Origin of the sequence: Haemophilus seminalis, assembly GCF_006384255.1 — a bacterium.
GTDB classification, from domain to species: Bacteria; Pseudomonadota; Gammaproteobacteria; order Enterobacterales; family Pasteurellaceae; genus Haemophilus; species Haemophilus seminalis.
This window is the reverse complement of record NZ_VCED01000001.1, coordinates 265,272-276,870: the sequence shown is the minus strand read 5'-3', so window position 1 is coordinate 276,870 and position 11,599 is coordinate 265,272. Positions and strand designations below refer to the sequence as shown.

The 11,599-nt window shown below is 37.5% G+C and carries 11 protein-coding genes; 6 read left to right on the top strand and 5 right to left on the bottom strand.

All coding sequences use genetic code 11. The features are described from left to right. Positions 1 to 13 precede the first annotated feature (13 nt). The 4 genes from FE813_RS01355 to FE813_RS01340 all read right to left on the bottom strand — a co-directional run bounded on the left by FE813_RS01355 (position 14) and on the right by FE813_RS01340 (position 2,977). Complete coding sequence (locus tag FE813_RS01355) at positions 14 to 526, bottom strand: OmpW family outer membrane protein (RefSeq protein WP_048953715.1); 513 nt, start codon at positions 524 to 526, stop codon at positions 14 to 16. A 50-nt stretch (positions 527 to 576) separates the two neighbouring features. After that, the gene (locus tag FE813_RS01350; protein WP_139989176.1) at positions 577 to 1,092 is read right to left on the bottom strand and encodes a SprT family zinc-dependent metalloprotease; all 516 of its coding nucleotides are present in this window, start codon (positions 1,090 to 1,092) and stop codon (positions 577 to 579) included. A 64-nt stretch (positions 1,093 to 1,156) separates the two neighbouring features. Continuing rightward, positions 1,157 to 2,311 carry a methionine adenosyltransferase gene (gene metK / locus FE813_RS01345; protein WP_105899360.1) on the bottom strand — a complete coding sequence of 385 codons (1,155 nt, stop codon included), beginning with the start codon at positions 2,309 to 2,311 and terminating at the stop codon, positions 1,157 to 1,159. Positions 2,312 to 2,395: 84 nt separating this feature from the next. Next, positions 2,396 to 2,977 carry an anthranilate synthase component II gene (locus FE813_RS01340; protein ID WP_139989175.1) on the bottom strand — a complete coding sequence of 194 codons (582 nt, stop codon included), beginning with the start codon at positions 2,975 to 2,977 and terminating at the stop codon, positions 2,396 to 2,398. Positions 2,978 to 3,018: 41 nt separating this feature from the next. Here FE813_RS01340 and FE813_RS01335 point away from each other — a divergent pair, with 41 nt between their 5' ends. From FE813_RS01335 to FE813_RS01325, 3 genes are all read left to right on the top strand, one after another. Then, positions 3,019 to 4,005 (top strand): aminodeoxychorismate synthase component I, encoded by a 987-nt coding sequence (locus FE813_RS01335; RefSeq protein WP_139989174.1) that lies wholly within the window; start codon positions 3,019 to 3,021, stop codon positions 4,003 to 4,005. Further along, positions 4,005 to 4,571 carry an aminotransferase class IV family protein gene (locus tag FE813_RS10850; RefSeq protein WP_139989173.1) on the top strand — a complete coding sequence of 189 codons (567 nt, stop codon included), beginning with the start codon at positions 4,005 to 4,007 and terminating at the stop codon, positions 4,569 to 4,571. Before FE813_RS01335 ends, FE813_RS10850 begins: the two co-directional genes overlap by 1 nt. Before the next feature lie 92 nt (positions 4,572 to 4,663). After that, positions 4,664 to 5,701: an ABC transporter substrate-binding protein gene (locus FE813_RS01325; protein WP_139989172.1), complete on the top strand. Its 1,038-nt coding sequence runs from the start codon at positions 4,664 to 4,666 to the stop codon at positions 5,699 to 5,701. Positions 5,702 to 5,763: 62 nt separating this feature from the next. On the opposite strand, the gene fdhD is transcribed toward FE813_RS01325, so the two are convergent. Beyond that, on the bottom strand, positions 5,764 to 6,576 hold the full coding sequence (fdhD, locus tag FE813_RS01320) for a formate dehydrogenase accessory sulfurtransferase FdhD (protein ID WP_139989171.1): 813 nt from the start codon (positions 6,574 to 6,576) through the stop codon (positions 5,764 to 5,766). Between the two features lie 286 nt (positions 6,577 to 6,862). On the opposite strand from fdhD, the gene fdnG reads away from it, so the two are divergent. From fdnG to FE813_RS01305, 3 genes are read left to right on the top strand one after another with little or no spacing between them, the layout of a single operon-like run. Next, a complete protein-coding gene (fdnG, locus tag FE813_RS01315; protein ID WP_139989170.1) occupies positions 6,863 to 9,949 on the top strand; it encodes a formate dehydrogenase-N subunit alpha in 3,087 nt (1,028 codons plus the stop codon). A gap of 1 nt (position 9,950) precedes the next feature. Continuing rightward, positions 9,951 to 10,889, top strand: coding sequence for a formate dehydrogenase subunit beta (gene fdxH / locus FE813_RS01310; RefSeq protein WP_048953725.1), 939 nt, complete (start codon positions 9,951 to 9,953; stop codon positions 10,887 to 10,889). Further along, positions 10,882 to 11,598, top strand: a complete 717-nt coding sequence (locus tag FE813_RS01305) for a formate dehydrogenase subunit gamma (RefSeq protein ID WP_048953726.1) — start codon at positions 10,882 to 10,884, stop codon at positions 11,596 to 11,598. Before fdxH ends, FE813_RS01305 begins: the two co-directional genes overlap by 8 nt. Position 11,599: the final 1 nt, after the last annotated feature.

The window sequence follows — 11,599 nt, the reverse complement described above, 5'->3', positions numbered from 1 at the left end:
GGTACTCTAAAAATTAGAATCCGTAACCCACACCAACTTTTGCACCATAGTTATTAACTTTAGTATTATCAAAACTACCTAGACGATTGTATTCAACACCGCCATTTGCATACCAGTTACCATCTAATTTATATTTAGCACCTGCTACAACACCATAACCAATTTTAGTTTCAGAAGAACTTTTATATACTTGGTTAGCTCGATTATCATATTTGAATTGGTTAGCTGCAACACGAGCGCCTACATAAGGTTCAACTTTAGAATTCGTGTCAAAATCATATAATACTGATGCACCTAAACCGTGAATTTTCGCACCATCAACTTTTCCGTGATGAGTATAATCACCTGCGACACGTGTATTTCCTAATTTATAACCAACCGCTACACGAGGTTCAACTCGAGTATTATTGCTACCGTTTGCTTGAGTTTGAGATAAACCGATATCGCCTTCAGCATAGATATTCGCATTTGCAGCAGAAGCAAAGGCAAATGCCCCAACAATAACGGCTAATAAAGATTTTTTCATTGGATAACTCCTTTATTTATTGAATAAACTAGAAAAATATATCACAAAAATTATTCTGTTTCATCGACAAAAACTAATTTTCCCTTACATTTTCTACATAAATATTCAATCTTTTCTCTTACTATTCTATTATGACGGCGAATACTTAGAAAATGTGGTTGGCACGCACAACGATATTCAAAGGTTTTACCTTGCACACTTTTTATATCAAATTGATGGCAAGTATCCGCAGGAAGCTTAAAAATTTCATTCATTACAATCTGCCATTCCCGACCATGAGGTTTTACACGACCAAACATTTGATACACAATCAAATGCGCAAGCTCATGTGGCACGACTTGTCGAATAAATTCATCTGCATTTTCTAATAACAAAGTGCGGTTAAATTTTATTTCATTTTTTTGTAGGTAAGCCACGCCTGCCTTTATTCCACGTAACTCATAATTTACCTCAGGCATTGTAAATTTTCGCTTAAAATAAGCCTCTGCAAGCTGCAAAGACTGATTCAATTTACGTTGCACTTGCATTTTTAAATGACGAAATGGAATTTGCTCTATTGATGTCATGATTGAAAAGAAAAAACCGCTAGATAAGCGGCTTTTATATAATTTACTAAATTAAAAAATAAGATTATTTTAATCCTGCTGCAACACGTAATTCTGCTGCACGATCCACTTTTTCCCAAGGGAATTGCTCACGACCGAAATGACCATAAGCTGCCGTTTCACGATAGATTGGTTGAATTAAATCTAACATTTTAATTAAGCCATAAGGACGTAAATCAAAGAATTCACGAACTAATGACACTAATAATTCATTCGCAACTTTTCCAGTTCCAAAGGTTTCGACCATGATAGACGTTGGATCAGCCACACCAATTGCATAAGAAAGTTGGATTTCACAACGGTCTGCCAAACCAGCTGCCACAATATTTTTTGCGACATAGCGTGCAGCATAAGCGGCTGAACGGTCAACTTTAGACGGATCTTTTCCTGAGAATGCGCCACCACCGTGACGAGCGGCACCACCGTAAGTATCTACGATAATTTTACGACCAGTTAAACCACAATCCCCCATCGGTCCACCAATAACAAAACGGCCAGTTGGGTTAATGAAGAATTTTGTTTCTTTAGAGAGCCATTCACTTGGTAATACAGGTTTGATAATTTCTTCCATCACACCTTCATGTAAATCTTTTTGGCTAACTTCTTCAGAATGTTGAGTAGAAAGCACAACCGCATCCACACCAACAATTTTATTATCTTCATATTTTAACGTTACTTGGCTTTTCGCATCTGGGCGTAACCATGCTAATTTACCGTTTTTACGCACTTCAGCTTGTTTTTCCATTAAACGATGTGCATAAGTAATAGCTGCAGGCATTAATACATCCGTTTCATTGGTGGCATAACCAAACATAATACCTTGGTCACCTGCGCCTTGATCTAATGGATTTTCACGATCAACGCCTTGATTAATATCTGCAGATTGTTTACCAATTGCATTAAGCACCGCACAAGAATGGCCATCAAAACCCATTTCAGAATGCTCATAACCAATATCACAAATCACTTTACGCGTTAAATTCTCAATATCGACCCATGCTGATGTGGTAATTTCACCACCAACCAATGCCATACCGGTTTTTACGTAGGTCTCACAAGCTACTCGTGCTTTTGGATCTTGTTTTAGGATTTCATCAAGTACCGCATCAGAAATTTGATCGGCAATTTTATCTGGATGCCCTTCAGATACAGATTCAGATGTAAATAAATAGCTAGACATATTTTCTCTCTTTTTCTTTTAAATTTGGATGTATTGACGTATAGACGGCTATAATACGTATTTTTGCTTAATAAGCAAGCGCTATTATTGATTAATCGTCGTAGGAATAGTCAACCAATTACGCAAAATTTGCTCTCCAAAGTCTGACATATAAGACTCAGGATGAAACTGAACACCATAAATTGGTAAAGATTTATGCTGCATAGCCATTACCACACCTTCATCACAAAGTGCGGTAATTTCTAGGCAACTAGGAAAATCTTTTTTCTGTACGCCCCAAGAATGATATAGCCCGATATTAAATTCGCTTGGAAGGCTAAAAAATAATGGAGAATTTGACCGTACTTTTAAAATTCGTTTCTGGCCATGACGGACTTTCTCTAAGTTATACAATGTACTACCAAAAAATTCACATAAGGTTTGATGCCCTAAACACACACCTAAAATAGATTTTTGCTGATAATATTTTTTCAACATAGAAAAAAGTTGTGGATAAGCGCGTGGTACATCAGGCCCTGGCGAAATCAATATATGACTATATTTTTCGACTGTACTTTTCTTTAAATCTTCCACATTTAAAACATCATAAGGTACATTTAATTTTCGAATTAAATCCACCAAGTTAAAAGTAAAAGAATCGTGATTATTAATGATGAGTAATTTCATAACCGCTCGGCATTCGTTATAATCGGGCAATTTTACGCAAAATGACACAAAGCACAATGCAACATTTTATTGAACAGGCTAATCATTATGGCAAACAACGTACGCCATTTTTCTTTCTCATTGATTTTGAAAAAGAAAAACCATTGATTTGTCCTCTCGAAAATTCTGCACAACAAGGCATTTATTTTGATATTTTAGGGAAAAGAAATTACACAATTTCTCCACAACCTCTCCCTCTTAATTTTACCAAACATCCAATGCCCTTCTCGCGTTATCAACAAGGTTTTGAACTTGTTCACAGTCAATTACAGAAAGGCAATTCTTATTTATTGAATCTCACCTATCCCACTGAAATTTCAGGTAATCTGTCACTTGAACAGATTTTTCATCAAACAAATGCACCTTATAAATTGTGGTTACAAGATCAATTTGTTTGCTTCTCACCAGAATGTTTTGTCAATATTCATGACAACAGCATTTTTACTTATCCCATGAAAGGGACAATTAATGCGTCTCTGCCCGATGCAGAAAATCAGTTACTCACAAATGAAAAAGAACAACGCGAGCATTACACTATTGTTGATTTAATGCGTAATGATTTATCTATGGTGGCAGAAAACATTCAGGTGAAAAAATTTCGTTATATCGATCGAATCAAAACACAAAAAGGCGAAATACTGCAAACCAGTTCTGAAATTTGCGGAAAGTTGAATGGAAACTGGCAAAATCAAATTGGAGATATTTTATCGAAACTCTTGCCTGCTGGTTCCATAAGTGGCGCCCCAAAAGAAAAAACCACACAAATTATTCAACAAGCAGAAAAACAAAAACGCGGTTATTACACAGGAATTTTTGGCATATTTGATGGTAAAACACTAAAAAGTGCGGTGGCAATTCGATTTATTTCTCAAGTAGATGAAAAATTTTATTTTCATAGTGGAGGTGGAATCACCATTCATAGCAATGTGCAAGATGAATATGAAGAATTGTTAGAAAAAGTCTATTTACCGATTGAAGGGGCTCATTAATGTATCCTCTATTTGAAACCCTTTGTATTGAAAACGGGAAAATTCAAAATATCGATTTACACCAAGCGCGATATGAACGTAGTTTGCGTGAATATTATGGCAAAAGTGCGGTGAAAATTTTTAATCTTTTTTCACTCTTTCAACTGCCTGCCCTCTTACAAAATCAATTAGTTCGCTGCCGCATTGATTACAATGCCGAAACCACACAAATTCAATATTTTGAATACCATCGAAAAATTTACCGCACTTTTCAACCTGTAATTTGTGATGATATCGAATATGGCTTGAAATATTCTGATCGCAGTTTAATTAATACATTGTTTGCTCAACGTAGTGCTTGTGATGAAATTATTATTATCAAAAATGGAAAAGTGACAGATTGTTCTATTGGTAATTTAATTTTTCGCCAAGGAAAAAAATGGTACACACCAGACTCGCCATTGCTTTTAGGCACACAACGAGAAAAATTATTACAAGAGGGGAAAATTCAAGAGCGCACAATATTCCAAGAAGATATTATCAATTTTGATGAAATTAAAATCATTAATGCAATGAATACGCTCTAAAACGGGTATTACCTCTCTTTACAAAATTTTTTTAAAATTTTATATTGCCTAGCGACTTAGCTTAACATGACACTATAATCATAAGGAAAAATATGTCACAACCTCTCCAAACATCATTAAAACTCGCTTCCCTTCTTGGACTAGCCGTACTAAGTGCTACCTCTACTGCTCAAGCTGCGGGTAAACTTACCGTCTATTGCAGTGTTCAAAATACAACTTGTGAACAAGTGACAAAAGCATTTGCTCAAAAATATCAAATAGAAACACAGTTCATTCGCAATAGCACAGGGACAATTTTAGGTAAAATCAAGTCTGAAAAAGAAAATCCTCAAGCAGATGTTTGGTATGGGGGCACTATTGAACCGCATTTACAAGCAGCCGAGTTGAATTTACTTGAAAAATACCGCTCCCCAATGCAAAAACAGATTATGCCCAAATTCAAATCCTTAATGGCTCAGCGCGGTGATTTCACATCTGTTATTTACCTAATGGAAATGGGAATTGGCATTAACACTAAAAAACTAGCCTCATTGGGGATTATACCACCAAAATGTTTCGCCGATTTAACCAAACCTGAATTCAAAAATGAAATTCAATACGCAGACCCACGTGTTTCAGGAACCGGTTATTCATTATTAAGCACACTCATTTCTCTATGGGGTGAAGAGAAAACGAATGATTACTTAAAAGCCTTGGATCACAATGTTTCCCAATATACAAAAAGTGGGCTCGCAACTAGTTATTTGGCAACGGGTGATGTCGCAATTGATATAGGTTTCATGCTCAATTATGCTAAAGAAAAGAATAAAGGCGCACCCGTTGAAGGTGTTTTACCTTGTGAAGGTGTTGGATACGCATTAGGGGCTGCAAGCATTATTAAAGGGGCGCGTAATTTAGATAACGCAAAATTATTTATTGATTTCGTGTTAAGCAAAGAAGCTCAAGAAATTCCTTGGCGATTTGGCGATTCTTATCAGTTACCGACCAATATTTATGCCCAACCAGCACCAGGCTTTACACCCGCAGACAAACTTAAGCTTATAGATATGAATTTTATAAAATTTGGATCTGATAAAGAAGGTAAACGCTTGATTCAACAATGGGTATCAGACATTAAAGAAAGAGGTTAAATATCCCTAAACAAAACAGGAAATAGAAGAGGCACATTACCCTATTTCCTGTTTTATATTCACTAAAATTTCAACCGCTCTTTACCACAGTACACATTCCCCCGCCCTTCTCTCGCAAACCCAATTAGGGTTAAATTATGCTCATTCGCCATTTTCACCGCCAAATCTGTAGCCGCAGAAATTGTCACTAACATCTCTATACCGCAAGCTATTGTTTTTTGAACCATTTCATAACTCGCGCGACTAGAGGCTAAAATAAATCCCTGAGGTTTATCAGTTTTTGCATACCAACCAAGTAGCTTATCTAGTGCAACATGTCGCCCTACATCCTCACGAATTGCAAGCATATTGCCTTGTAAATCAAAAAAAGCACAAGCGTGTGTCGCTCCTGTTTGTTGAGCAAGTTGTTGATGAATTTGTAATGTAGTTAAGCAACTATCTAACCGATTAATATCAAGCTGAAAGGTTTGCTCTAATTTTGGGAAGTGTTTATAAACTTGATTAAGCTGCTCTGTACCACAAATACCACAGCCAGTTCTCCCAGTCAGGTTTCGACGATGTTCTTTTAATGTCATAAATTTTCGACTAGAAAGTTCAATTTGAACTTCTATACCATTACAAGCTTCTATCACGTCAATACCATAAATATCCGAAGGTTTATCAATAATTCCTTCTGTTAGAGAAAAACCCAATGCAAAATCTTCTAAATTCTTTGGTGAGCACATCATCACGGCATGAGAAATACCGTTATAAACAAGAGAAACGGGGATTTCAACAGCAAGATCATCCTCTTTCTCGGTTAAAAGTGCGGTAATTTTTTCTTCTTTTTTATTTATTCTAAACAAATAGATTGAGTGTCGTAAAAGCCAGTTCATTTCTTGTTATATCCATTACATACATGTAACAATTTTGTTAAATTTGTTTCATTTTTATGATCTAGATCACTTATTTTTAGCAATCTAATGTAATTTGATTATAGATTTATGGTTAAAAAATCGTTATCCTTAGGCCCGCTTAAATTGGTGTTTCTTGCTATCGCCTTTTTATGTGACCTTTCGATAAGGCTATTTTATCGAAATCAATCAAATTATCTAAGCGAATTTTTTACTATCTAAAAATCTAAAACACATTAACGCTCACTGTTAATGTAAAGGAGTGATTATGCAGATCTCAAGAAGAAAATTCTTTAAGGTCTGTGCAGGTGGTATGGCGGGAACTTCAGCCGCAATGTTGGGCTTTGCGCCTACAAGTGCATTGGCTGCACCGCGTGAATATAAATTATTACGCGCATTCGAATCTCGTAACACCTGTACATATTGTGCCGTAAGCTGCGGTATGTTGTTATATAGCACTGGAAAACCTGCTGATACATTAAGTGGCCACACCAGCACAAATACTCGTTCTAAATTATTTCACCTTGAAGGTGATCCAGATCATCCAGTAAGTCGTGGTGCACTTTGCCCTAAAGGTGCTGGTGCATTAGACTATGTAAATAGTGAAAGCCGTTCTTTATATCCTCAATATCGTGCACCTGGTTCTGATAAATGGGAACGAATTTCTTGGCAAGATGCAATTAAACGAATTGCTCGCTTACTGAAAGACGATCGTGATGCTAACTTCGTTGAAAAAGATGCAAGTGGCAAAACCGTGAACCGTTGGACAACTACAGGTATTATGACTGCATCAGCCATAAGCAACGAAGCCGCACTACTAACTCATAAATGGGTGCGGATGTTGGGTATGGTACCGATGTGTAACCAAGCGAATACTTGACACGGACCAACGGTAGCAAGTCTTGCTCCATCATTTGGTCGCGGTGCGATGACAAATAACTGGGTTGATATTAAAAATGCCAACCTTATCATTGTTCAAGGCGGTAACCCTGCTGAAGCTCACCCTGTTGGCTTCCGTTGGGCAATTGAAGCAAAGAAAAACGGTGCGAAACTTATCGTCATCGATCCACGCTTTAACCGTACAGCCTCTGTTGCAGATTTACATGCGCCAATTCGTTCTGGTTCAGATATCGCATTTTTAATGGGTGTTATCCATTACTTATTGGAAACAAACCAAATTCAACATGAATACGTTAAACACTATACTAATGCTTCATTCTTAGTTGACGAAGGTTTCAAATTTGAAGATGGTTTATTTGTAGGTTATAACGAAGAAAAACGTAACTACGATAAATCTAAATGGAACTATCAGTTTGATGAGAACGGACAGGCTAAACGTGATATGACATTACAACACCCTCGTTGTGTCATTAATATCTTAAAAGATCATGTTTCACGTTATACCCCAGAAATGGTTGAACGTATCACGGGTGTAAAACAAAAACTCTTCCTACAAATCTGTGAAGAAATTGGTAAAACCTCTGCCCCAAATAAAACGATGACGCATCTATATGCGTTAGGTTTTACTGAGCATTCAATCGGTACACAAAACATTCGCTCAATGGCGATGATCCAATTACTTTTAGGTAATATGGGTATGCCTGGTGGTGGTATTAATGCATTACGTGGTCACTCCAATGTGCAAGGTACAACAGATATGGGCCTATTGCCAATGTCTTTACCAGGTTACATGCGTTTACCAAACGATAAAGATACCTCTTATGAGCAATACATTAACGCGATTACACCAAAAGATATTGTTCCAAACCAAGTGAACTATTATCGTCATACTTCAAAATTCTTTGTTAGTATGATGAAAACCTTCTATGGTGATAAAGCAACTAAAGAAAATGGTTGGGGTTTTGATTTCTTACCAAAAGCAGATCGCTTATATGACCCGATTACTCACGTTAAATTGATGAATGACGGCAAATTACACGGTTGGATTTTACAAGGCTTTAACGTATTAAACTCATTACCGAACAAAAACAAAACTGTTGCAGGAATGAGTAAGTTAAAATTCTTAATCGTGATGGATCCGCTTCAAACTGAATCCTCTGAATTCTGGAAAAACTTTGGTGAATCAAACAACGTGAATTCTTCAGAAATTCAAACTGAAGTCTTCCGCCTACCAACAACCTGTTTCGCAGAAGAAGATGGTTCAATTGTAAACTCAGGACGTTGGACGCAATGGCACTGGAAAGGTTGCGATCAGCCAGGTGAAGCATTACCAGATGTTGAAATTCTTTCTATGATTCGTGAAGAAATGCATCATCTTTATCAAAAAGAAGGTGGTCGCGGTATTGAATCCTTTGAAGCAATGACTTGGGACTATGCTCAACCACACTCACCAAGTGCGGTAGAATTAGCCAAAGAATTAAATGGTTATGCGCTTGAAGATCTTTATGATCCAAACGGTAACTTGATGTACAAAAAAGGCCAATTACTCAATGGATTTGCACATTTACGTGATGATGGTACAACAACATCAGGTAACTGGTTGTACGTTGGTCAATGGACTGAAAAAGGTAACCAAACCGCAAATCGTGATAATTCAGACCCATCAGGTCTAGGTTGCACCATTGGTTGGGGCTTTGCATGGCCTGCAAACCGTCGTGTACTTTATAGCCGTGCATCATTAGATATCAATGGTAATCCTTGGGATAAAAACCGCCAATTAATCAAATGGAATGGTAAAAACTGGAACTGGCATGATGTAGCAGACTATGGTACACAACCACCAGGTTCTGATACAGGACCATTTATTATGTCTGCGGAAGGTGTAGGTCGTTTATTTGCAGTTGATAAAATTGCAAATGGTCCAATGCCTGAACACTATGAGCCAGTTGAAAGCCCAATAGATACTAACCCATTACACTCTGCAGTGGTAAGTGATCCTACAGTACGTATTTATCCTGAAGATAAAGAATTTATCGGTTCAAATAAAGAGTTCCCATTCGTGGCAACAACTTACCGATTAACGGAACACTTCCATAGTTGGACTGCACAATCTGCATTAAATATCATCGCACAACCACAACAATTTGTGGAAATCGGTGAAAAATTAGCAGCAGAAAAAGGCATCCAAAAAGGCGATATGGTAAAAATTACTTCTCGTCGTGGCTATATTAAAGCTGTTGCCGTGGTTACGAAACGTCTTAAAGATCTCGAAATTGATGGACGTACCGTACACCATGTAGGTCTTCCAATTCACTGGAATATGAAGGCCTTAAATGGTAAAGGTAATCGTGGATTTGCTACTAATACCTTAACACCATCTTGGGGTGAGGCAAACACGCAAACACCAGAATACAAAACATTCTTGGTGAATATTGAAAAAGTTGGGGAGGCATAATATGGCAGGAACTGCTCAAGGCGTTCAAACGCAAGACGTTATTAAAATCTCCGCAACTTCAGGCTTAACACCTGCACCACACGCGCGAGATCATAAAGTTGAAGTCGCAAAATTAATCGATGTTACTACCTGTATTGGCTGTAAAGCTTGTCAGGTAGGCTGTTCAGAATGGAATGATATCCGCTCTGATGTCAATGCTCAGTGTGTAGGGATCTATGATAACCCTGTTGATCTCAATGCAAAAGCATGGACTGTGATGCGTTTTAACGAAGTAGAGGAAAACGATCGTTTAGAATGGCTAATCCGTAAAGATGGATGTATGCACTGTGCTGAACCAGGCTGTTTGAAAGCTTGTCCATCACCAGGCGCAATCATCCAATACGCCAATGGTATTGTAGATTTCCAATCTGATAAATGTATTGGTTGTGGCTATTGTATCGCAGGATGTCCATTCAATATTCCTCGAATGAATCCTGAAGATAATCGAGTATACAAATGTACCCTTTGCGTGGATCGTGTATCTGTAGGTCAAGAGCCTGCTTGCGTGAAAACCTGTCCAACTGGTGCAATTCGTTTCGGTTCTAAGGAAGAAATGAAAGTATACGCAGAACAACGCATTGCTGAATTAAAAGCACGTGGTTATGAAAATGCGGGGCTTTACGATCCTGAAGGTGTTGGTGGTACGCATGTAATGTATGTATTACACCATGCAGATAAACCTGAACTTTATTCAGGCCTTCCGAAAAACCCAAGCATTGATCCAAGCGTTACTTTATGGAAAGATGTGTTAAAACCAGTTGCGGCAGTGGCAATGGGTGGTTTAGCCCTTGCAGAAATCGCACACTACTTAACTGTTGGTCCAAATGTAGAAGAAGATGTGGAAGATCATCACCACGAATTTGAAGAAGAAAAATCAACTAAGGGGGAAAACCATGAGTAAAATTGAAATTAGCAACGATACTCGCGTTATCCGCCATAGAACGCCTGCGCGTATCAGCCACTGGATGTTGGTAATTTGCTTTTTTATGACAATGTTCACTGGGGTTGCCTTTTTCTTCCCAGATTTTGCGTGGTTAACAGAAATTTTGGGAACACCACAAATTGCACGTGCAGTTCACCCGTTCACGGGGATATTAATGTTCTTTGCTTTTATTTACTTAGCTTTATTATACTGGGATCACAATATTCCAGAAAAAAATGATATTCGCTGGGCAAAAGGCATATTAGAAGTATTAAAAGGTAACGAGCATGCTGTAGCTGATAATGGTAAATATAACTTTGGCCAAAAAATGTTATTTTGGACATTAAATTTAGCTATGGTGACATTATTAGTAACAGGCATCATTATGTGGCGCCAATACTTCTCACATTACTTCTCAATTCCAGTATTGCGTATTGCAATTTTGCTTCACTCATTAAGTGCTTTCATGCTATTCACTGGCATCCTAGTACATATGTATATGGCATTTTGGATCAAGGGCTCTATTCGTGGTATTGTTGAAGGATGGGTAACTGTTCGCTGGGCGAAAAAACACCATCCAAAATGGTATCGTGAAGAGGTGTTAGAAGCACTAGAGAATGACCTTATTAACGAAAAAAATGACAAAGGTGGGAAAACCAAAGTATTATTTAAAGGCTTTGGAAAATAAC

What these genes read in the sequence shown, in the direction of transcription:
- FE813_RS01350 (WP_139989176.1), bottom strand. Translation starts at nt 1,092, where the DNA reads ATGACATCAATAGAGCAAATTCCATTTCGTCATTTAAAAATGCAAGTG.
- FE813_RS01325 (WP_139989172.1), top strand. Translation starts at nt 4,664, where the DNA reads ATGTCACAACCTCTCCAAACATCATTAAAACTCGCTTCCCTTCTTGGA.
- FE813_RS01305 (WP_048953726.1), top strand. Translation starts at nt 10,882, where the DNA reads ATGAGTAAAATTGAAATTAGCAACGATACTCGCGTTATCCGCCATAGA.
- fdhD (WP_139989171.1), bottom strand. Translation starts at nt 6,576, where the DNA reads ATGAACTGGCTTTTACGACACTCAATCTATTTGTTTAGAATAAATAAA.
- metK (WP_105899360.1), bottom strand. Translation starts at nt 2,311, where the DNA reads ATGTCTAGCTATTTATTTACATCTGAATCTGTATCTGAAGGGCATCCA.
- FE813_RS10850 (WP_139989173.1), top strand. Translation starts at nt 4,005, where the DNA reads ATGTATCCTCTATTTGAAACCCTTTGTATTGAAAACGGGAAAATTCAA.
- FE813_RS01335 (WP_139989174.1), top strand. Translation starts at nt 3,019, where the DNA reads ATGACACAAAGCACAATGCAACATTTTATTGAACAGGCTAATCATTAT.
- FE813_RS01355 (WP_048953715.1), bottom strand. Translation starts at nt 526, where the DNA reads ATGAAAAAATCTTTATTAGCCGTTATTGTTGGGGCATTTGCCTTTGCT.
- fdxH (WP_048953725.1), top strand. Translation starts at nt 9,951, where the DNA reads ATGGCAGGAACTGCTCAAGGCGTTCAAACGCAAGACGTTATTAAAATC.
- FE813_RS01340 (WP_139989175.1), bottom strand. Translation starts at nt 2,977, where the DNA reads ATGAAATTACTCATCATTAATAATCACGATTCTTTTACTTTTAACTTG.